Below are 21,055 nucleotides of genomic sequence, written 5' to 3' on the forward strand. Positions count from 1 at the left end.
TATAATTCTACAGTGTAGAAAATAAGTTTAGCTAGGAACTCATATGACTGTCAAGCCAAAGAAACGTGGCCGCCCTTCTAAATCAGGCCCCAACCTAAGTCAGAAAATGATTGTAGACACCGCTAAGACACTGATGCAGCAACAAGGGTCTGTGCCAAGTATTCGAAAGCTAGCGGCGGAGCTTGGCGTTGATGCTATGGCTATCTATTACTACTTTAGCAATAAAGAGGAATTGTTGGAGGGGGTGGCCATTTCGCTTGTTGAAGGCATTTATCAGCCTGCAGGGTTAGCACCCTGGCAAGAAGAACTGACCGAATTAGGTTGGAGCTACCTTACGTTGTTAAGTGATTATCCGGGCTTACTTGAAACGCTATTAAAAATGCGCAGCAGTGGGCCTGCTGAGGTATTCATGACTCGATTTGAGCAAGTGATTTCTGATATTGGTTTAGTGGGGGATGCAAAGAGACATGCTGTGAACTTATTTGCGGACTACTTACATGGTTTTGCATTTTCGATGCAGTTTACCACTATTGAACGAGAGGAAAAAAAGGCGATTTATGACGGCTCTATGTCGTTGTATCTGCAAGCGTTATCCCCAACGGCAACGACGGGCTGTAATTTGACCTCCAACGCCAGCGTATAGCCGAAGTGTGGGTTGGCGTTGAAGGTCGTGTTAATGCGTTAGGTGTTAGAGTTGCTCTTCAATTGGTAGGATGCCGCTGAACCAAGCCCCCATTCTTCGCCATATGCTGGCGTCAGGTTCAGTAGTGAGCTTTTCACCCGTGGAATGGTCAACCCAGATGGTATTGCCATCAACCACTTCAATTTGATAGGCGGTGTTGGGTATTTCCTTCATAATTTCTAGGTAAACTTTGTGTGCGTACTCGGGCTGCTCAATGACGACACCCATTTCAGTGTTGAGATCGGCAGATCGTGGATCCCAATTCATTGAACCAACGAAAATCTTCCGTTTATCTATTACAATCGCTTTGGTATGTAAACTAGAACGGCTGCTACCGGTTAAGCTCCAGTTCTTCTTAATTTCGGCGTTAGATTTGACTTCCCAAAGTTGCACCCCCCCTTCGACAAGGTCTTGTCGGTATTTGGCATACCAACCGTGTACTGCAAAGACGTCGTTTGAGGCTAGCGAGTTGGTAATAATGATTACCTCACGCCCGTCCTTTACTGCTTGGACAAACTCAGTCACACCAGATTCTGTGGGGACAAAGTAGGGGGAAATAAGGACCAGTGACGTTTTACCTTCATTAATGACAGCGCCGAGGCTATCGATAAGTGTGCTTCGTTTACTGTCTGGTTTATCTGGGAGATCATAAAGGAGATCCCCCTCGCCCCAATACAGCTTAATAGTGCCATTGAGCAAGTCACTGTAAAGGGGCAGTTTGGCAAAGTCATGTGCACCACCGGAAAACTTTTCTTCTAAGCCTTGTGCTTGCACCCACGCATCCACATCGGCGTCGGTATATTGCAATTGGTTGTCGGTTAGCCATTCAATGGGGATTGAATAATCACTATTCCAATAAAGATCGTACTGTCGGTTGACTTGTCTGACGGCTTTACCCACTAGGAGAAGATCCAAATCGGCAAACTCCACATTAGATTCAATGGAGTAGTATTCGTTGCCGACATTTCGTCCTCCGATGATGGAGGCGACGCCATCGACGGTTAAGGACTTATTGTGCATACGGTGGTTTAAACGTTCGAAGTCACTGAGCATAGCAAGTCCGCGAGCCGTGCGCAGGTGATGTGGATTAAACATGCGGACTTCGATGTTGGGATGGCTACTAAATCGTACTAAGTCACTGTCGTCGTAATTTTGCATGTCATCGAGAAGCAGCCTAACACGCACGCCACGCTCTGCCGCTTCAAATAAACGCCAAGCAATGAGGTTACCTGCGGTGTCATCGCGGAAAATATAGTACTGCACATCAATACTTGATTGTGCAGTTTCAATGATAGCGAGTCGGGCAAGTAATGCGTCGTGCCCTTTATCAAGTGGATAAAATCCAGTTTCTTTTGTTAATGAGTGTGAAGCCACTTCACGTTCGAAATATTGATCCAGTCGAGTTGGTTCGTCGTTGATGAGCGTATATGAAGTGGTTTTTTCATATCGTGACGGGTCAATGCTTGAGGATACACAGCCACTAAGCATCACAATAAACATGAGGGGTAAGAGTTTTTTTATAGACAAAAAGTAGGACATAGTTAAAGTGTTGGTCACGAGAATAGTAAAAAATGCACGGCGAGTTTAGCCACTTCTAAATGCAAATGCACTGTATCTCCAAGGATTTGACGGATATTTTTCACACCTGCATGGTAAAGGTTAATTGAAACGTCATAAGTTGCATAGTGCTTGCTTATAACTCTTTTGGTGTGGGTGCTGAGTTTAGATATTAGGAGATATGATGGCGGGATTAGGCTCGAATAAATACACGCTTTTTGGTATCAGTGCGATATTACTTTGGAGTGGTTTACTCGCATTGACTCGTAATATTGCTGAGCTGTTTGGACCTATTGGTGGTGCGGCATTATTGTATACGGTCAGTGCTATTGCTTTAACGCTCGTAATGGGTGTACCTAAGCCAAAAGACTTTTCGGTTAAATACTTGATAGTCGGAGGGGGTTTATTTGTTACTTACGAGATTTTTCTTGCGTTAGCATTAGGAATGGCTAACGATCGCCATCAGGCCATAGAAATGGCGGTCATTAATTATTTGTGGCCAGCATTGACCGTGCTATTTGCGGTTGTTATGAGTAAGCGCCATATTAATATTATGGTCTATCCAAGTGTGCTGCTGGCATTTTTTGGTGTGGTTTGGTGTATTACAGGCGATGAAGGGTTATCGCTTGCACTTATTATGAAGAATATCGCCTCAAATCCAACTAGCTATTTTATGGCAGTGTCAGCAGCGTTTATTTGGGCGGTATATTGCAATATTACGCCGATAATGAGCAATGGCAAAAATGCTATTGTGTTGTTTTTCATTGCCACGGCGAGTGTATTATGGGTTCAGTATGCCTTGAGTGATGAGCAAGGCATGACGTTTTCTTTGCCGTCTGTGTTGACTTTGCTGCTTGCCGGGGCGGTTATGGGAGCAGGGTATGCGTTATGGAATCACGCCATTATAGGCGGCAATATGATGTTATTAGCGACGTTCTCCTATTTTACCCCAGTGCTATCGACTATTTTCTCTTCATTTTATTTATCAGTGGCTCTAGGCGCGTCATTTTGGCAAGGCGTGATCATGGTGACCGTAGGGTCTTTGACATGCTATTGGGCGACGAGAGAGAAAACTAAAACGGTGAGTAATACGTAGATATTTGGTGTTGGTCATTAGTTCGCGAAAAGCGCTTTGTTAAACTAACGTAATGGATAGAGTGGGTTATCTTTGACAGGGATGGATTATTGTACCTATATCAATTACAGCAAGGTATTCGTTTAATGCTGTTGGCTATGGTGGTTTTCCCCATAGTCTGTTTCGCCAAATCAACAGAAACGCTTGCGGAAACAACAACGTTTGTCCAGACACAACGTAAGCCTTGGCTCGTGAGTTACAACCAAGATGCGATCACCTTGTATAAACGAGAGCATAAGGATGGGCTGGTCGAAATTCGAGTTCATGCTGATGTGGAGACAACTTTTAGTGGGTTCTTGCTCCTTTTTGAAGATACTGAGCATGTGCCGACGTGGCTGCATAACGTCGATCAAACTAAGGTGTTGTCACAACTATCGGTCAATGAAAATATTGTTTACACGACGTTCGCTGCACCGTGGCCTGCGTTAGATCGTGATATGGTGACGTATTCTCGCTACTACCAGCAAGGTAAACGTTTTGTATTGGAGATACGGGACGCATCTGATTATCTTGCCAAGCAAGCTGGCTTTGTTCGTATTACTCAAGTGAAGTCTCGTTGGGAGTTAACTAAGTTAGGCGATGGGCAGGTATTTATTATGTATACCGCTTTTGCCGATCCAGGGGGAGCACTCCCTGACTGGTTAGTGAATCAGCTAGCCATTGATGGGGCGATTGAAACGTTCAAGGGATTAAAAAGAGAGATACGGCATTACCAGCATCTCTCTCATCCTAATGTTGTTGATTAAAGGCAGACTTTTAAAGCTTATTTAGGCGCTTGTTGTCGCTACTCGTTTACTTGGAGCAACTCGTTTACTTGCCGCTGTGCGTGTGGCTCGCGATTGGCGGTTTTGGCGTTCGCGCTTTGTTCTTTCAATCGCAAGCTGAGTGAACGCTTCTTTTAGCATCACAGCAGGTACTTTAATAAAGTAGGCTGACATTAGAATCATCATCATAGGGTCTGCGTAGATGCTATAACTTGCCCATGGTGTTTGCTCGACAAACCAAGCCACAATAAAGCCTGCAGTCACCGCAACACTAAGCATGGTGTCCATTTGCCACTGTTTTGATTCAGCGTTAATTAAATTTGAAGACAAAGCCTTGTTTTTGTTTTCAATGTACCACCATGCATAACCACAGCCGAGTACGTTTAATACGCCAAAAATCGTTGCTACAGAGGTGTCAATTGGACGTCCACCAGTAAACATGGCAGAGACGGCCGAGTACAAAGAGACACTGACTATCAATAGAATCACTGACGCTTTAATGGCTATCACGATGGCTTCAACACGATTGCGGCCAAGCAGAGATAACATGCTCTGATTATTTTTTAATTGGTTTGCCGCTGCCAGTGACAATAATGTTAACAGCAAGCTGACTAATGAATACACTCCGTCAAAAGCGATGACAAGAGAGCCCATTACCAATCCTACAACTAAACCACCAACAGCAAAGACTGTAGCAATAAAGGCTGAGACTGTTAGCGTTCTTGTTTCACTATTTCCATTGTTCGGGCGCATACCATATACCTTATTTAATTTCTAAGTCTATTGTTTGCTCTATGTGGTGTTATTTCAAACAATAGTTAAGAAGTTAGTAGGTGGTGATATGAGTGACTATGTAATTTTTCTATTAAATTCAATAGTATAAGGTGGTTATTTCGGTGTCACAAATACTGACGGTCACTGATGGAAGGTGGATATAAAGTGGAGAAATAGTGATGAGCGTCTGTCGTTAGGGATGATCAGCATGTTTTAGCAGAAGGCTGTTCACTGAAAAGAGAGATAGGTTTAACTACTTAAAAGGCAAAAAGATAATCACTGATTTGATCCGCTGTCCACGTCATCGCAGGGTGTTCGGACATTCCTGCGGCGGTGAACATACAAAAGTCTTCCTGGTTGAGCCCGTAAGTGTGCTTGATAACCGACAGCTTTTGTTCACGAAGATATTGACGAATGAGAGGCTCAGGTAGCACTCCCCACGCGCCTTCAGAGATAATGGTTTTGAGCATATATTCGAAGCTTGAAAACCCGATGTATTTCAAGGAAAAAGGCAGCAATTCAGGGTTCGCTTTTTCGTTTAGATAGGCTAACGAGACTTGCATAGAGTTACGCAAAACGTCGTCGGAAACACGGGGTAATTTCGACAGCTTATGGTCAGAACGACATACCGACATCATGCGGATTTTACCTAGCGGTTGATAGACAATTCTAGGATCATCGATACGTTCGTAGTCGACACCAAACGCGAAGTCCACTTGACCTTTTTCGACCAAAGCGGATAAATCACCAGAAGAGGCTAAGACAACGTTAAATGAAATGGCAGGAAAGTTTTGGTTAATTTGTACGGTGAGATCTTGCCATAGTGTGTCTGGAAGCGAGTCGTCGTGAGCGATCCACACTTCTGTCGCAAATTCTCCGGAGATCTGCGCGCATGTTTTGCGAATTCTATCGGAGGTGATCAGTAAATTCTCACAGTCTTTATAAATGGCTTTTCCAGTTTCAGACAAGGTGACATTGTTGCCGGTGCGAACAAAGAGTTCTGTCCCGAGATCTTTCTCTAACGCTTTAATTGCCATGCTGAGTTTGGTTCTATTGCAGTCGATCTGGCGAGCAGCAGCAGATACCGAACCTGTTTCGGCGACGGCACAAAACGCTTCAATTTGAGTAAAGTTCATAGTCATCCAATGATAAAATTTCGGCAATAAATGCAGGGTAAAATCATAGCATGTATCGCAAAGATTACGAAGATAACACTAGGAATTGGCGGGTATTCTGGTTTAATCTAGGGCCAGAGATTAAGGAATTAAAATCAGTGTGGGATCTGTAACCAATACTGATGAAATAAATGGAGTGAACGATGTCAAACGATTGGGATGAGTACGCAGCGACATGGGAAAACAATCAAGCGACGGCAGTTTTTGCTCAATCTTGTTTTGAAGAGTTAACGGCAATCACCTCTCTGACCCGCAAGACGGTGCTAGATTTTGGTTGTGGTACTGGGTTGCTAAGCCAGTTAATGTCGCCATGTACGAAACAAATCATCGCATTAGATGGCTCTGAATCAATGATTGAAGAGTTGGACAAAAAAGCGTTAGTGAATGTTGAACCTGTGGTTGACTTCCTGACACGCGGTTTAGTCGCTCAGCATCCAGCATTTCGTAATCAATTTGATTTAGTGGTGGCGTCTTCTGTATGCGGCTTTCTTGGCAATCCTCAGGAAACCGCGAATATTATCTATACCTTGCTCGACGAATACGGTTTATTTGTTCACTGGGACTGGGCGGTGGACAGTGATGACCTTGATTACGGTATGACAACACGACGAGCAGAGACGATATTACTTAATGCTGGCTTTGAAAGCGTGACCGTATCGGTGCCATTTGAGGTTGAAACTGACTCAGGTACACGTTCAGTACTGATGGGCGTGGGGCGTAAGTAACGCATTACTCACTGTTCATGTTCATTGCGCTGTTGTCGCGAATTCTTAGTCTGGGTTAATGTTAGTTTGGATTAATGTTAGTCTAGATTAATGTCAGACTTGGGTTAAAGTGGCAACATTGTTAATAGGTGGCGTAATCAGCGCCACTTTTTCTTGATACTATATGCTCCAATCCCTCTTTGGAGTCAGTTATGCGCGACCTACCTCTTCTTTTAAGCCGTACGCTCGTGTTCGGTCTATCTCTTCTTAGTGTTTCAACATTGGCTTCAGATGATGTAATGGCATTGAATACGCAATCGTTGCAAGCCAATACTTCCAGCATTGATACTTCTACTAGACCTCCTCAAAGTGAAGAAGCCAAGCGAGCCTCTAAGGTTATCGCGCTAGCGGCAGAGGAAATTGATAAGTTTGATTCTACTGCTCACTGGCAATCGGTGAAGCGTTTGACAGGGGTTGCCCAAGCCGTGGTTATTTTTCCTATAGGCGGGCAGGCCGGATTTCTTGTGGGTGCACAATGGGGAGAGGGAATATTGCTAACTAGGCATGAACATCAATGGAGTGAGCCTGTTTTTGTCGAGTTTACGAGCTTTATGTTTGGCTTACTGGCTGGGGCGCAAAAAATTGGTGGTATTGGGGTGATCTTGTCAGACGAGGTGGTGGATGATCTAGTACAACAGCCAATCAAAATGGGTGGGACAGCGGACTTAACCATTGGGTCGGGTGTTAGCGGTAAAGTGGTGGGTGGCACCAGTGGCATTTCAGCCATGATGGTGTCTGAGAATACAGGGCTGTATTTCGGTGGCAGCATTGATACCTTTCAAATCAAGTTAAACCAACCTCTTAATCAAGCGCTTTATGGCGATGATGTTGATATCTTACAGATTCTGGAGCGCTATGATAGTGACCAAGGCTATGCTCAAACGCTGCGTAAACGATTAGAAGGCATTGCTTACCGTGCGGTGTATCAATAGCTACGTATACCAATAGCTACGTATACCACTAGAAACTAGTACAACCGTAACAGTAATGGCAACAATCACGCGAACAGCGTACTGGCAAAGTGGTTGTTTTTACTAGGCACTTGTCAAAACGTGAATTAGTATTAGACGATAATTGAGTAAAAAAAGAGCACGAGTATGAAGTCATCATTACTAGTATTCATTATGAGTGGCTTACTTATAATGGGTTGCACCACGGTTACTCCACCTCAAGCCGATTTTTCTTATGGTATTGCTACCACAGGTGATTTTTCATTTTTGCCAGCCAGCAAACCCAATACCTATTCTTGGAAATCAGACGCGGCCGTAGCCCATGTTTCCAAAGAAATAGATGCTAAAGAATATCTCTCTGTGATTCAAAGTCTTATTGACCAAGAACTGCTTAATAAAGGGTTTGTAAAAGTGGCGCCTTCGCAATCACCGCAGATGTGGATGGAATTTGGTATCGCGACAGAATCGAAGATGACGGATGATGATATTTTTGCCAGCACGCAAATTTCGACGGGTATTCAAGTCGCGGCCGAACCGGGCGAAAGTGGTGAAAAAGGCAGCTTATATATCGCAGCCTTTGCGCCGTTAGGCGACTTTCCCCGTTGGCGAGTCTTAGCGCAAGGGCCAACCGAGCGCCGTATAGAAGACCCGGATCAGCGAGCAGAGATGGCGCAAATTATAGGTTCAATGATGAAAAATGTCCCCGCTAAGCCATAGCTGAGAACGCGAAGAATCCGATAGCTGGTAAATACAACCGTGCCCTGCCAACGAGCAGGGCACGGTTGTATTTACCGGTCAGAATGTCAATCCTCTAAGCTCTACTCGGCTGGTTGGCCATGCGCTACCTTGTAGCGGAATGGGGCGTACCATTGCTGAGATGTTAGTACCGGGCATTAACATCGACTTATCCATTAGGAAAAAATTGGTGACCCGTTTGTAGCCGCTGGATGAATAGACTTCATCACGACCAAATAGAATCGAATACTGCATTCCCAGTTGCGCCATCTTTATATGCGCGTGCTCAAGTAGTTGTTTCACATAACCTTGCCCCCTGTGCTCGGGATGAACACAAACCTCCGCAATGCCGCCAATGACAATCGGTTTTGCATTGTGATAAACATACTTCTCGTGCACAGCAAGGTGAGCAACCAACAGGTTGGATTTAGAGTCTTTTATATACCAGCGATGAGCGGGCATCTCATTGTAATAGCGTTGTGTTTTAAATCGCTCGTCACTGGGTTTTGTGAAACAAGCGCTCAGCAAGGTAATTAATTGCTGATTTAATGTTTCCTCAACAGCGCTATCTTTGATGTACTCTATGGTCATTTCTTACCTCAGGTTGTGAACGTATTAGTCTTCAACACACTTGTCTGTAATGACGTTATGTGTGCCTTTATCTGGGCCTCTCGCAATGTTAAGGCGGCTTAAAATGCTGTAACAGATTGCGTCACTCTCATTGCTCACCGACTGGATGATGACTTCACCACTATTGCCTGAACGAGAATTAGACCAACGTGTAGAGTGGCCTTTTTTGGGTGTTTTCATCAATTTTGTTAGTGCGGCTTTGTGTTTATCTCTATCTCCGTCGGTATAGCTCTTATCTTGCTTTAACCCAAAGGTATCTGAAGACACGTCGGTAATTTTGTCGACTAATTGAAAAGGAGAGTTGAGAATGCCGCCAATGACACCAGAAACAGCACCCTTGCTTGCTTCTCGACCCGCTTGCTCAGCTTGAGCGACCAACCCTTCTGCTTGAACAATGATTTCAGGTACCTCTTTTCGAAGTGCTGCGCTTTCTGCCAAAACATCAGGTATTTGCTTGTTCACTTTGTTAATTTGTTGATTCGTTTGACGAACCGTTTGATTGGTATAGTCGACTTGTTTTAGGACGCTGGGTAATGAACTATGCCACGCCTCACTCTGGGCGAGAATAGGTTGGATCGCATCACGTACTCGTGCAACTTCGCCGACAACAATTGGCAGTTGTTGGTTAATGTCGTCAATACGTTGTAGTACTTCGGGCACTAATCTTTGGTACTCTGCGCTTTGCGCCAAAATGGACGGCACAATGGATTGCAGGTTATTGATTTCTTCTATGACAGGGGTGATACGTTGTGCTGTCGTATCTACTTGCGCCAACAGTGCAGGTAGCTCGGTGCGTAATTGTCTTGCTTCTTGAGTAAAGGAATAGATTGATGCTGCAAGTGCGATTAAGGCAAGCGCAAATAACAAGCGAGATAGCGCGATGAGTTTATCCATGTGTGAGTTTGTCCATAAAGCATCCATAGAGGTTACAACATAACGAATGTTGAGCAGAGAGTAAAAGACAACCGTATACCTTGTGAGTATGCTCGATAACTTAGTAGCAAAACTCGGCAATTTTTTTTTTGGGGGGGGGGAGGAATTGATTACATATCGGCGCACTAGCGTGAATCTAGAGCGCCGAAAGATCGGATGTTGAGTTTGGCGTTAGGCTAGAGTTTGATAGCTTTAACGTTAAATTGCCCATTGTCTAGTGGGTAGGCTTTTTCATTTTCGGTATTAAAGTCGATGCTGTTAACGTCCACTTTTTTGATTTGGCTATCATACATGGTTTTGTAATAGAGAAAGCCATTGCTTTGGTCAATCGCCGATGTCCACTGTGTCGCACTAGGTAAGTCAGGGATGTGCGCACGATGTTCATTGTTAAATTCACTGCCAATGGGAATATCAAAGTTATTTAGAATATGGAACGCTTGTGAGATTGCTTGGTCTGCTGTTTTAGAAGCTGGCGCTGTGCTGACATAGAATGCTGCACGTACAAAGCGAGAAGGCGGGGTGATGTCGCCTGGCAACCCTAAAAATCCCGTGCCAATACCAAAGGAAGTGGCTTTAGCATCACCAAATTGACGAGGCGCACTGCTGCCTGGCTGCAAATTAACGTAGTTATTTAAATTGGTGACGTGCCAAGGGAAGGTGGGTGAGTTGGTCAGAACGCCAACGTTGTTATCGTAGATGTTAATTTCACCTTGGTTCATGATCTCAATGACAATGCTTTTACCACTCTTATCTGTGACGCGCCAGTGAGCAGTCGGCGATGGTTGGCCATCTTTATCAAGATACACCGTGACGATATTAATGGTATTTAGCGCCGCTTTGACTTCTTCAACGGTCTTGAAATTAGAAAGCATCCAACGGACAAAGTCCATGTCGGTGATATTATTTTTCACGTGGTTAGGGTCAAAAGGCGTGAGTGAACCGTAGCCTTTAAAGTAAAACAATCCTGCATTTAGACCTGCTTCATTTACCCCCTCGCCGATAAAACGATCATCGCTGACCGAGATACCAACAAACCCATACCGGCTGCGCCATGTCAACCCAGCTTGTTGGTCGGGCATGGTTGAGGTAAAGGCGTAATCTCGAGGAGAAACAATCAGCCGACTATTGAGGTTACTTTCCCCCCACTCGATGGTTCTGGCCTGAATGTGGCTGTTATCAAGAGCGGAGAGTGAAATCCCAGTACACGCCTGCGCAGGTATTAGAGCGTTGGAGGAGAGCAGTAAAGCAAACAGTATTTTCTTCATGATAGTTAGTAAACAATAAGGAATCCTCCTCTGATGTTAGACCTAATTTCGCCGTATGCAATACCAATTGTCGCCAATAACCTTAGTATTGATGAAATATAAAATTGAACGAATAACGTGATGGTTCGACGAAAAGAACCCTATGAAGTGAGGGGGGAAAAAAGGGTTCTTAATGAAGTCGATATCTATCTTTTAAGGGTTAAGGCGTGAGTTCAGCTCGTAGTTCCTCCATTTGTCGGCGACGTTGCCAAAACGCTTCGGATTTTTTCTCACCCTCAGTGAGATTTGGGCTCTCGCCAATATAGTCAATACTGTTCAATGATGCAGAGTACGTTATGGCTGGTTTATTAACTATTTTACTCGTCACTGAGTGTTCAGAGGTGCCTAGTGCAACGGCTTCACCCGGTGACAGCATTGTGTCGCTCCAAATAATCACTTCGTCAAGCAGCGCGGCGTGACCAGTATTATGAGCTTGGGCATGGTCATTATTGAACAGCCATGGTAGTTCTGTATGGATGGTATTATTTCGGTCACCTGTTAAATTGACGCTACCATATTGCAACTTATTATCTGCGTCATAAACGCCGAATGTCATGACGCCATGACCTTCTCCGTTATCCCAAGGTTGAGTTTTATCTACCCCAATGACCAGTAGATTCCATTGCAAGTTATTTGGGTTAGTTGTTGGCGTATAAGGAAGTTGTACGAAGCAGCAGCTGCCTTCACCATCCATTCCGACCTGAAGCTTTAAACTGTCGTTGAGTTGAGCGAGTACAATACCATTGGCGCTGGAGGTCCAGCGTTTATTGGTAAGCACTGCCGGGTCGTAGGAAGAGCCGTCTCCGGCAAACCATAGTGAGATTGAAAACTTGTCAGTGTTGGTGATGGTGTCTTCTAAAAGTAAATCGTTATTAAATGAGCGAATATGGTACAGCGCATTATTATATTTACCTGACACTGAAGAAATTGTTGGTTCACCCGTTTTGATTAATGCATTGCCACCAGAGATGCTGTTACTCGTGAGGTCATCATCAAAACTGTATAGTGACGTAATGGACGCAAAAGGTAAGTCGTCAAAGTCCACGTGATCGACAACGGTAATATTCGTTGTGATGGATTTAGGAATAGTATTGTTGATTAAGGTGTAAGTGATTTGGTGGTTACCCGGTTCTAAATCTTTGGCGATATAGTCGAAGGTATAGACTTCACCGGTCACAGCATCGGTTATTTGTGCCATTTCTTTTCCGTTGGCGAGCAGTTGAACTGGCAGGTTGTTGGAGGCGGTAAAAGTGATGCTGACACGGTTGGTTTCTTGCTCACTTGAAACAAACAATCCGCGAACGCCAACGTCGCCAATGAGAGGGGTCCCTTCAATCTCCCACTCAGGTTCAAGAGAGAGTTGGTGCCAAGTAAGGATGGTAGGCGTGACATCGGTTTGAGCCACATAGCGATAGAGGCCATCTTTATCTCGGTTACCGATATTGTTTAATGGCTGTTTAAACTGTTGATTAAGTAGTGGTTGTTGGTTTGATGCAACCCAGATTTTTTTTGCGTCGATGTCTTGCGAACCATGAGCGCAGTCAACAGAACCATTGTCTTTTTGACGGTTAAAACCATGGTCAGGGGCAACCATCACAAGCCAGTCTTCGTTGTGTTGTGCTTCTCTTGCCTTTACTGCATCTAACATGTAGCCAAATACTTGGTCCGCTTCTTCTATCGTCGCGACATAATCGTCAGACCAAGCCCCGCCGCTGTTGCCGTAATTACAATGCCCAGAATAGTCGACCATATCAATCGTCGTAAATAAAGCGTCGTAGTTACCTGACAAAATTTTATCGGCGACGATTTGTGCATTGTCATGTTCTGCTTCGCGACTTGTGCCCGTACGAAAGGCTTCCTTATGCTGAATATCACTTAGGTCAAAATTAACATAGTCGAAAATGGGTCAATTAGGGTATAGACCAATCGACATATTAGGCTTGTCTTCTTTCAGGTGCTGCCAGATCGTTTTGAAACCGTTTTCGCCTGATTTTTGAATAGTGTGCCAGCTTCCCGTCCACAGTGTTGATTCGCCTTCCACCGTACTTGTTCCAGATTGTGACAGCGTGTTGGATATACCTCCAGTGTAGGCTTGTGAAATGGCAAGCTGGTCTAAGTTAGGGGTAGAGGCGTTGAGGATGGCTTCGTAGCGCGCACCATCAATCATCACTAATAGTGACTTTCTTGTCTTGTCGATGGATTCTGACTCACTTTCATTTGAGGAGGTGTTACATCCTGCCAGTAGCAATAAAGCACAGGCAATGCTAGTTGACCTTAGGGTCGTATTCATTTGTATTACTCCAATTTGTATTAATGTGATTTATGCTTTTTCTTTTGATGTTCTTGTGGTCAATGTTTTCGCGGTCAATGTTATGGCGGGGAGGTGGCAGAACTATTTCAAAATTGCAGCGCGTTTCTTTACGGGTTTCACATAAAAACTAACTTGTTTAAAAATGAAAGTTGAATTAAACGCGCGCTAGGCCACAGGAGCTAAAGCAGGAGGCTTAGTGTTGAAGAATGTGTGAAAAGAAGGGTGAAAGATTCTATCTATCGCGTTTAGATTTTCTAACTGAGTAGAAAGATGGAATGCGATTACCCTAGCGCTACACAATGAAACTTGAATAAGCAGAACAACACTATGTCAAAGAAATACAGTTATTGGCTTAATAATGCATTGGCTTCAGAATCTGGAACCGTTGAAGTCCTTTCCAACGACATCACCGTCGATGTTGCTATTGTAGGGGGAGGCTTTACAGGGCTTTGGAGTGCCATTCTTCTTAAACAAAAGCAGCCTGAATTGTCTATTGCCGTATTAGAACAAGCAATCTGTGGCTCGGGAGCATCCGGTTATAATGGCGGCTGTTTATTGACTTGGGCGACGAAATATCCAACATTGAAAAAGCTATTTGGAGCAGAAGAAGCGCGCTGGTTAGTCGGAGAGTCAGAGGCGGTGATTGCAGAAATTGATGAATTTTGCCAAGCATTTGATATTGATGCTGAGCTGTATACGAAGGGGACGTATTATACCGCAACAAATCACGCTCAAATGGGAACGATGGCACCAGTTGTGGGCGCGCTCAAAACGGAAAAAATAAACAGTTGGTCGAACGTCGATATTAATAGTCTCTCATCTAAAACTGGATCGAAGGTTCACAAAGAAGCGCACTACTCACAAGCCGCAGGCAGCGTACAGCCAGCTAAATTAGCGCGTGGGCTCATGCGAGTCGCCAAGCAACTTGGTGTGCAGGTTTATGAGCAAACCGCAATGGAAACCTTACAAGAAACGCAGCCAGCGGTGATAGGTACCAATCAAGGTTCGGTAACGGCGGATAAGGTGATCTTTGCAACGAACGCATGGCTCATTGAACAATTTCCCGAATTTAAACGCTCTATCGTCGTGGTGTCATCCGATATGGTATTAACAAAGCCTGTGGCAGATACGCTTGCCACTCATGGCCCGGAAAAGGGAGTGACTGTGGTTGATTCTCGTATTTTTGTACACTATTACCGGGATACGAAAGATGGGCGATTAATGTTAGGGAAGGGCGGAAATCGCTTTTCATTCGGTAATAAGATCGACGGTATGTTTGATTCTAAAACTCGTTATCTATCGCAGTTAGAAAGCAGCTTTTCTTGGTTATTTCCTTATTTAACTAAAAACGATATAGAGCATAGCTGGACGGGAGGCTCTGATCGTTCGGTGACCGGCTTACCCTTTTTTGATCGCTTACGTGGGCATCCGCATATATTTTATGGGTTAGGTTATTCAGGAAATGGTGTCGCGCAAACCCGTATTGGAGCAAAGATATTATCGAGTATGGTATTAGGTGACGATAATCGATATACCCAATGTGGTTTAGCCAAAGGGCCCAGAGGACAGTTTCCGCCAGAGCCGTTTAGATGGTGTGGAGCGATGGTTGTGCGAGATGCAGTAAGAAGAAAAGAAGTAGCGGACCAAGAGGGAGTGAAGCCATTTATTGTCGACCGTTGGTTATCTAGGTTGGCAGGGCCGGCAGGGAAAGCCGACAAAGTGTCGTAACGTCAATAGATCGAAAAATGAGGGGACTGAGTCTCACCACCACAAAAGTGAAAATTAGGGCCCTCATTCATTGCTGCTTAACAAAGTACTGTTATGGTTACTGCTTACTCTTCTTAGCGGCCATAAATAGTTAAATGCAAATAAATCGATCGGCACCGCCGACTAACTTGACGCCCAAGTTAATCAATCATCAGCGACGAATCCCTCCTTTTAAAGCACTGCGTGCGTTTGAATCGGCAGCGAGACATAGTAGTTTTTCGCAAGCGGCGAGTGAACTCAATGTCACTCGCGCTGCAATTAGCCAGCAAATTCGCGTATTGGAAGAGTATCTGGATGCTCGCTTATTTGAGCGAAACGGAGCGCAACTTGTTCTCACTGAGCAAGCGTTGCACTATTTACCGTTACTCACCGATACGTTGAATAAGCTATGTTTAGGCACGGATCATTTGTTTGGAAAGAAAGCTCGTCAAACACTGTCAATTCGTGTTGCTCAAAGCTTCTGCCATACGTGGCTTTTGCCGCGTCTTGCTGATTTTCACCGTAGGTATCCTGATATTTCGCTGCAGTTTTACTCTACAACAAACCTATATCCAAGTAATAATAACGCCGTTGACCTTGAAATTATCAATGGCTATGGTCATTGGGATGATGTGATGTATGAACCCCTGACGTCTAATGAAGAGTGGCTGGTGGTCGCGAGCCCTTCGTTTACCAAGCGGTTTGATTTCTCTCGCTCAATTGAAGATATTGCTTCATTTCCAAAATTGGCGACGCTGGGTTATAGCGAAGGTTGGAAAGAATGGTTTGCTTTGCATGACGAGACATTACCTTTTAGTGAACCTGTGATGTCATTTGATAGCACCCAGTTATCGACGGAAGCCGCGATACAAGGGCTAGGCATGCTACTCGCTAAATCGGTACTTGTTGAGGATGCAATTAAACAAAATGACTTAGTCATCGTCCAGGCAATGTCTATGGTGAGTAATAGCCAACATTATCTAGTCAAAAATAACACCGCTTCAAATGAAGCTAAAATAGCCAGTTTTTGCCACTGGTTGAAACAGTGTGGTTTACTAAGATCATCAGGCTAATTGTACGTGAGTAGGACGATATCGTAACAAATAGCGTTGTCTGGAAAGTTAGTGATTGTGTAAAAAATAACCACTTGAATGGGTTTTAAGAGTAAGTCACTAAATTTTAAAAGTAATTCAGCTAAACTGAGATTATTAGAACAATAATCAGGAGCGAGTTATGGCTATTCAGAGGTTAGAATCTACATCGCTATACTATCCAGCAGAGCTGGAAAAATTGCCTTGCAAGTCAACGAAAGAACTCTCTCCCATTGATGAGATCGTTGGGCAGGAGCGCGCTCAAAAAGCCGTTGAGTTCGCGATGTCAATCAAAGAGAAGGGCTACAACATCTATGCCATTGGACAAAATGGTTTAGGTAAAAGAACCATGATATTGCGCTACCTTAGCCGCCATCAGCATGATAGTGAGGCGCTATTTGATTGGTGCTATGTTGCCAATTTTGCGGATACTCGAATTCCTCAAGTGTTGAAACTCCCTAGTGGTACGGGAACACGTCTAAAACAAGATGTAGAAAAACTCATTGCTAAGCTGATGAAAGCGATCCCAATGGCGTTTGATAATGAGCTCTACTATGGGCGCGCTGATAAATTAAAGAATGATTTAGCGAGCGTCCAGCAAGCCGAGTTAGCGAAATTAAGTGAAGAAGCAAAAGACAAAGGGATTAGCTTAACCATCACTCCGCAAGGCGATTATCAGTTTGTGGCACTGAACGGTGAGGAGTTGCACACTGAGGAATCATTCGATGAATTGCCTGAAGAGGAGCAGACTCGTTTTGGCGCTAATATCGACGAATTAGAAATTAGCTTACGTGGTATGGCGCGTGAGCTAACTGCGCTTGAAGAGACGTACACCGATAACATTCAGAAGCTGAATGATGAGGTGACGCTAGGCGTGATTGCTCATCTCATTAAGAAGTTGAAAAAAGGCTACAATGGTTACACTGAAATCAAGCAGTACCTGACAGAGCTTCAAAAGGATATTTGTGAAAACGTCGATATCTTTCTTGAGGAAGGCAATGAGCAGGGTGAAATTGCTACTGCGTCACTGGATAAAAACTTCCCTCGTCGCTATAAAGTGAATGTGTTAGTGAAGCAGACCAGCGAAGAACTGCCCATCATCGTTGAAGAAAACCCTAACTACCATTCACTGTTTGGGTATATTGAAACCGCAACGTACAAAGGGACGGTATTCACCGATTTCTCGCTAATTCGCGCAGGTAGCCTACATAAAGCGAATGGTGGTGTATTGTTGATGGACGCAGTAAAAGTGTTAGAACAGCCCTATGTTTGGGATGGTTTGAAGCGAGCATTGCGCTCAAGGCAACTGAGCTTTACTTCATTAGAAAAAGAGGTCACGTTGACGGGCGCGGTGTCATTAGATCCTCAGCCTATTCCTCTTGATGTAAAGATCATTTTATTTGGTGATTACCGAACTTACCAACTACTGCAACACTATGATCCGGAGTTTAGTGAGCTATTTAAAGTCACCGCGGATTTTGAAGATGAGATGAAGCGAACCGCTGATTCTGAATTGCATTATGCGCGTTTTATTTCCAGTATTATCCACGACAACAATATGCTGCATTGTGATCGAAAAGCGATTGCGCGAATTATTGAGCACAGCTCTCGTTTATCTGGCGACCAAAAGAAACTGTCGTTGCATTCAGCTCACATCGCCAATCTGTTGCGAGAATCTAATTACGTGGCTCGAAATGCCAAATCGAACTTGATTCGCGTAGGGCATGTCGAGCAAGCATTGAGTTATCAACAAATGCGGGTCAATCGCCTACAAGATAGCGTTATGGAAGGGTTTACTAACGGTACAACGTTGATTCATACCCATGGAGAAGCCGTAGGGCAAGTGAATGCTTTATCGGTATTGAGCACCAGTGACCATATGTTTGGTGCGCCTAATCGAATTACAGCTACGACATCTTATGGCGAAGGCGACGTTATTGATATCGAACGTAGCGTTGATCTTGGCGGCAGTATTCACTCTAAAGGGGTGATGATCCTTACCGCGTATTTGTCTTCCGTATTCGGCAAAACAGCGAAAGTACCGCTGACCACAACGATTACGTTTGAACAATCATACGGCGGTGTAGATGGGGATAGTGCCAGCATGGCAGAGTTTTGTGCCGTGGTGTCGGCGTTTTCCGGCCAAGCTAACCGACAAGACATTGCCATTACTGGCTCTATGAATCAGTTTGGCGAGTCTCAGCCCATAGGTGGAGTAAACGAGAAAATCGAGGGCTTCTTTGATGTTTGTGAGATTAAGGGGCGACACTCGGAGCAAGGTGTCATCATTCCGCGCTCTAATGTTCATAATCTCATGTTACGTGCTGATATAGTTAAAGCGGTGGAAAAAGGCGAGTTCCATATTTGGGCTATTGACCATGTGACTGAAGCTATTGAGTTATTTACAGGTAAACAGGCTGGCACGCCATCACTGGAAGGAAGCTACCCTATTGATACGGTTTTTGGAATTGCGCAAGCACGGCTTAATGCCTTAAGAAAGTAACCGTATAACCTTAATAAAAAATGCCACGTTTACAACGTGGCATTTTTAGTTCTGCTACTGGCTTTCGGCTTTTTTAAAACTATGCGCGTAGTTTAATTATGCGCGTAGTTTAAACTTGGTGCCGTCGAATTTTAGCAAGGACAGCAGTTCTTTGGCGTTGTTGGTGCCAAGCTCATCAAATTTAATGCCATAGCCATTGTAGTGGTTGGATTTTTGGACATTACAAATAGGCCCTGATAATGCAGGGAATGAGCGGCCTTTACCTGTTTCCGATTGGACGACAAGCGTAACGGGCTCTCCAATAGTCAGGTGTTTGCTTAGAGCTGGGAGGATAAATCGACACCCGCTTTTTGACATATCACGGACCTCACAGCGAACACGTCGGTCACCAATTTCCAACATAGCTCCCAAATTGACTTCATAACGCGCTTCTTTGCGTAAGTTTGTGATGGTCATTGACTGAGGGATACTAAGTACCAATAACGGAACAGGCTCCTCAATAATATTAAGAAGTTGAGAACGAAATTGTACAACCCCCCCTTCCCCACGCTGTGAGATTGCACGAATTATTAACCAGAACCCTTCTTGATAAAAGTCTTTAAGATCCGACTCTGAAATACGTGGCATTTCCAACAATACTCGATGACTAGAATGTGCACCAATGAATTTAGAAGGGCAGCGGAATGAAGTTCCAACAGGGGTCGTTACCGTTAATGTCACGTCGCTACCATGTTCAATCATAGCTAAAGCATCGGTACTGTTTAAGGTTTGTGTGCTACGTGAGGGCATAGTTGAAATTGGCTTTTTATTATTTGTTTGCGTCACTGCTTGATAATTCCTGACGTTTTAGTACTTGAGCACCCATTGTATTTTTAGCGGTGCTGGCAAAATACTAGGGTCTCCTCTCTTGAGATGCAACGAAAAACCTCAGGAATAGTCAAAATATTGACTTAGTTGTCAGTTTTGAATATCAATTTGCCTATACTTATCTGTTGTTATTGTAATCATTACCAATTTTGTTGAATACAATAAGGAGACGTGGGTGAATAGAGCGGGATTGAGCTGAGTATTTCACGTTACTAAAGAGTCGACGTAGTCATCAATATGAATATCAGCACACAGTGATAGCAGAAAGCTTCAGGCGCGATCATGCTTTTCTATTGTTTTTGTGAGTTATAGAAATTGACTGAAAAGAGATTGAAAAGCTATTCTTGCGACCAATTTATAAATAGCGAGTCATAAGTAAGGTGAATTATGAACGAAAGTGCCAAAAATGAGTTCGGACGATTACTTGTCAATCAAGATGCTTTGTTAGAAGTACTGTCTAAGAATCACACATCACTAACGGATTACCCAGAATTGCAGGAGTACTTAGTGCGTAAAAACCCTAACGTTGCTTTGTATTCTAAAGCTGTTAGAGAAGGTCAGTTTACGAGACAAGAATATTTAGATGAAATTGGAGAACGACTCAACTGGATCGCTTATGAGTTACAACCGCATATTGATATGGAGTTTCTGGTGAACCGTGTTGCATCCATTGTTGGTGATGATCTTGAGAAGATAAAAACATTAACCATTGAAGACATTGGCGCAGACACTTTATCTAAGCTATTGAATCTTATTGGTCATGCGCTTTACTCTACACAGCAAACGAAGCCAAGTTATCCGTTTTTAGCGACAAAAGGGCAGGTCGATCACGTATTTTGGAAGCAGTCGCATATTGCTTATGATGCTTGGGTTGATGGTTATCAAAGTCACTATAAATTGACGAATTATTGTCAGGATCAGCTTGATTGCAAAGCGCCACAGAGTTCAGTTCGTTTCTTCCGTCAATTTGGGGACCCTCGTGATATCCCTGAGTGGCGCGAATATGCTGGATTTATACTCGAAGAGAATATGTAAACGAATGAGTTATAGGGGTAAGGTACAAAGGATATGTACCATGACTGCTTGTATATGATGACTTGCTAGCTAACGGTTAGTGTTACCGTGTCGCTGATT

General features: G+C 44.0%; 18 protein-coding genes and 1 pseudogene. 10 read left to right on the top strand and 9 right to left on the bottom strand.

Annotated elements, in window-relative coordinates; all coding sequences use genetic code 11:
- Positions 1–43: 43 nt before the first annotated feature.
- Complete coding sequence (locus L4D05_RS12360; RefSeq protein ID WP_428794185.1) at positions 44–643, top strand: TetR/AcrR family transcriptional regulator; 600 nt, start codon at positions 44–46, stop codon at positions 641–643.
- A gap of 45 nt (positions 644–688) precedes the next feature.
- Here the strand turns inward: L4D05_RS12360 and L4D05_RS12365 are convergent, their stop codons facing one another.
- Complete coding sequence (locus L4D05_RS12365) at positions 689–2,221, bottom strand: phospholipase D family protein (protein ID WP_428794186.1); 1,533 nt, start codon at positions 2,219–2,221, stop codon at positions 689–691.
- A 202-nt stretch (positions 2,222–2,423) separates the two neighbouring features.
- Between L4D05_RS12365 and yddG the strand changes: the two genes are divergently transcribed.
- Together yddG and L4D05_RS12375 are read left to right on the top strand one after the other, a co-directional pair.
- Entirely contained in the window at positions 2,424–3,335 is a 912-nt protein-coding gene (gene yddG / locus L4D05_RS12370; protein ID WP_428753220.1) for an aromatic amino acid DMT transporter YddG, read from the top strand.
- Positions 3,336–3,424: 89 nt separating this feature from the next.
- The gene (locus L4D05_RS12375) at positions 3,425–4,120 is read left to right on the top strand and encodes an START domain-containing protein (RefSeq protein WP_428794187.1); all 696 of its coding nucleotides are present in this window, start codon (positions 3,425–3,427) and stop codon (positions 4,118–4,120) included.
- Positions 4,121–4,252: 132 nt separating this feature from the next.
- On the opposite strand, the pseudogene L4D05_RS12380 reads toward L4D05_RS12375, so the two are convergent.
- Both L4D05_RS12380 and L4D05_RS12385 read right to left on the bottom strand, forming a co-directional pair.
- Positions 4,253–4,891 (bottom strand): annotated as a pseudogene (locus L4D05_RS12380) (cation efflux transmembrane domain-containing protein); the annotation flags it as partial.
- Between the two features lie 278 nt (positions 4,892–5,169).
- Positions 5,170–6,048 (bottom strand): LysR family transcriptional regulator, encoded by an 879-nt coding sequence (locus L4D05_RS12385; RefSeq protein WP_265675461.1) that lies wholly within the window; start codon positions 6,046–6,048, stop codon positions 5,170–5,172.
- Between the two features lie 182 nt (positions 6,049–6,230).
- Here L4D05_RS12385 and L4D05_RS12390 point away from each other — a divergent pair, with 182 nt between their 5' ends.
- The 3 genes from L4D05_RS12390 to L4D05_RS12400 all read left to right on the top strand — a co-directional run bounded on the left by L4D05_RS12390 (position 6,231) and on the right by L4D05_RS12400 (position 8,518).
- The gene (locus L4D05_RS12390) at positions 6,231–6,812 is read left to right on the top strand and encodes a class I SAM-dependent DNA methyltransferase (RefSeq protein WP_428794188.1); all 582 of its coding nucleotides are present in this window, start codon (positions 6,231–6,233) and stop codon (positions 6,810–6,812) included.
- 191 nt (positions 6,813–7,003) lie between these two features.
- Complete coding sequence (locus L4D05_RS12395; protein ID WP_428794189.1) at positions 7,004–7,783, top strand: lipid-binding SYLF domain-containing protein; 780 nt, start codon at positions 7,004–7,006, stop codon at positions 7,781–7,783.
- 165 nt (positions 7,784–7,948) lie between these two features.
- Positions 7,949–8,518 (top strand): DUF4136 domain-containing protein, encoded by a 570-nt coding sequence (locus L4D05_RS12400; RefSeq protein WP_428794190.1) that lies wholly within the window; start codon positions 7,949–7,951, stop codon positions 8,516–8,518.
- 78 nt (positions 8,519–8,596) lie between these two features.
- Here the strand turns inward: L4D05_RS12400 and L4D05_RS12405 are convergent, their stop codons facing one another.
- The 5 genes from L4D05_RS12405 to L4D05_RS12425 form a co-directional block, all read right to left on the bottom strand.
- Positions 8,597–9,127 carry a GNAT family N-acetyltransferase gene (locus L4D05_RS12405; protein WP_428794191.1) on the bottom strand — a complete coding sequence of 177 codons (531 nt, stop codon included), beginning with the start codon at positions 9,125–9,127 and terminating at the stop codon, positions 8,597–8,599.
- 24 nt (positions 9,128–9,151) lie between these two features.
- Positions 9,152–10,060 carry a hypothetical protein gene (locus L4D05_RS12410; RefSeq protein WP_428794192.1) on the bottom strand — a complete coding sequence of 303 codons (909 nt, stop codon included), beginning with the start codon at positions 10,058–10,060 and terminating at the stop codon, positions 9,152–9,154.
- 215 nt (positions 10,061–10,275) lie between these two features.
- A complete protein-coding gene (locus L4D05_RS12415; protein WP_428794193.1) occupies positions 10,276–11,364 on the bottom strand; it encodes a linear amide C-N hydrolase in 1,089 nt (362 codons plus the stop codon).
- A gap of 199 nt (positions 11,365–11,563) precedes the next feature.
- Positions 11,564–13,192, bottom strand: a complete 1,629-nt coding sequence (locus L4D05_RS12420) for a hypothetical protein (RefSeq protein ID WP_428794194.1) — start codon at positions 13,190–13,192, stop codon at positions 11,564–11,566.
- 117 nt (positions 13,193–13,309) lie between these two features.
- Positions 13,310–13,693, bottom strand: a complete 384-nt coding sequence (locus L4D05_RS12425) for a hypothetical protein (protein ID WP_428794195.1) — start codon at positions 13,691–13,693, stop codon at positions 13,310–13,312.
- Between the two features lie 348 nt (positions 13,694–14,041).
- On the opposite strand from L4D05_RS12425, the gene L4D05_RS12430 reads away from it, so the two are divergent.
- The 3 genes from L4D05_RS12430 (at position 14,042) to L4D05_RS12440 (ending at position 19,054) form a co-directional block, all read left to right on the top strand.
- Positions 14,042–15,442, top strand: coding sequence for an FAD-dependent oxidoreductase (locus L4D05_RS12430; protein ID WP_428794196.1), 1,401 nt, complete (start codon positions 14,042–14,044; stop codon positions 15,440–15,442).
- A 134-nt stretch (positions 15,443–15,576) separates the two neighbouring features.
- The gene (locus L4D05_RS12435; RefSeq protein ID WP_428794197.1) at positions 15,577–16,533 is read left to right on the top strand and encodes a LysR substrate-binding domain-containing protein; all 957 of its coding nucleotides are present in this window, start codon (positions 15,577–15,579) and stop codon (positions 16,531–16,533) included.
- A 160-nt stretch (positions 16,534–16,693) separates the two neighbouring features.
- Positions 16,694–19,054: a Lon protease family protein gene (locus tag L4D05_RS12440; RefSeq protein ID WP_428794198.1), complete on the top strand. Its 2,361-nt coding sequence runs from the start codon at positions 16,694–16,696 to the stop codon at positions 19,052–19,054.
- 96 nt (positions 19,055–19,150) lie between these two features.
- Here L4D05_RS12440 and L4D05_RS12445 read toward each other — a convergent pair whose 3' ends face one another.
- Complete coding sequence (locus L4D05_RS12445) at positions 19,151–19,843, bottom strand: flagellar brake protein (protein WP_428794290.1); 693 nt, start codon at positions 19,841–19,843, stop codon at positions 19,151–19,153.
- 465 nt (positions 19,844–20,308) lie between these two features.
- Here L4D05_RS12445 and L4D05_RS12450 point away from each other — a divergent pair, with 465 nt between their 5' ends.
- A complete protein-coding gene (locus L4D05_RS12450; protein ID WP_428794199.1) occupies positions 20,309–20,956 on the top strand; it encodes a hypothetical protein in 648 nt (215 codons plus the stop codon).
- Positions 20,957–21,055: the final 99 nt, after the last annotated feature.

The sequence above is a fragment of the Vibrio nomapromontoriensis genome (genome assembly GCF_050337205.1).
Lineage (GTDB): Bacteria > Pseudomonadota > Gammaproteobacteria > Enterobacterales > Vibrionaceae > Vibrio > Vibrio nomapromontoriensis.

Bases quoted from the DNA above. Each gene is read 5' to 3' on its own strand.
- L4D05_RS12360 (WP_428794185.1), top strand. From the start codon at position 44: ATGACTGTCAAGCCAAAGAAACGTGGCCGCCCTTCTAAATCAGGCCCC.
- L4D05_RS12365 (WP_428794186.1), bottom strand. From the start codon at position 2,221: ATGTCCTACTTTTTGTCTATAAAAAAACTCTTACCCCTCATGTTTATT.
- yddG (WP_428753220.1), top strand. From the start codon at position 2,424: ATGGCGGGATTAGGCTCGAATAAATACACGCTTTTTGGTATCAGTGCG.
- L4D05_RS12385 (WP_265675461.1), bottom strand. From the start codon at position 6,048: ATGAACTTTACTCAAATTGAAGCGTTTTGTGCCGTCGCCGAAACAGGT.
- L4D05_RS12390 (WP_428794188.1), top strand. From the start codon at position 6,231: ATGTCAAACGATTGGGATGAGTACGCAGCGACATGGGAAAACAATCAA.
- L4D05_RS12395 (WP_428794189.1), top strand. From the start codon at position 7,004: ATGCGCGACCTACCTCTTCTTTTAAGCCGTACGCTCGTGTTCGGTCTA.
- L4D05_RS12400 (WP_428794190.1), top strand. From the start codon at position 7,949: ATGAAGTCATCATTACTAGTATTCATTATGAGTGGCTTACTTATAATG.
- L4D05_RS12405 (WP_428794191.1), bottom strand. From the start codon at position 9,127: ATGACCATAGAGTACATCAAAGATAGCGCTGTTGAGGAAACATTAAAT.
- L4D05_RS12410 (WP_428794192.1), bottom strand. From the start codon at position 10,060: ATGGATAAACTCATCGCGCTATCTCGCTTGTTATTTGCGCTTGCCTTA.
- L4D05_RS12415 (WP_428794193.1), bottom strand. From the start codon at position 11,364: ATGAAGAAAATACTGTTTGCTTTACTGCTCTCCTCCAACGCTCTAATA.
- L4D05_RS12425 (WP_428794195.1), bottom strand. From the start codon at position 13,693: ATGAATACGACCCTAAGGTCAACTAGCATTGCCTGTGCTTTATTGCTA.
- L4D05_RS12430 (WP_428794196.1), top strand. From the start codon at position 14,042: ATGTCAAAGAAATACAGTTATTGGCTTAATAATGCATTGGCTTCAGAA.
- L4D05_RS12435 (WP_428794197.1), top strand. From the start codon at position 15,577: ATGCAAATAAATCGATCGGCACCGCCGACTAACTTGACGCCCAAGTTA.
- L4D05_RS12440 (WP_428794198.1), top strand. From the start codon at position 16,694: ATGGCTATTCAGAGGTTAGAATCTACATCGCTATACTATCCAGCAGAG.
- L4D05_RS12445 (WP_428794290.1), bottom strand. From the start codon at position 19,843: ATGCCCTCACGTAGCACACAAACCTTAAACAGTACCGATGCTTTAGCT.
- L4D05_RS12450 (WP_428794199.1), top strand. From the start codon at position 20,309: ATGAACGAAAGTGCCAAAAATGAGTTCGGACGATTACTTGTCAATCAA.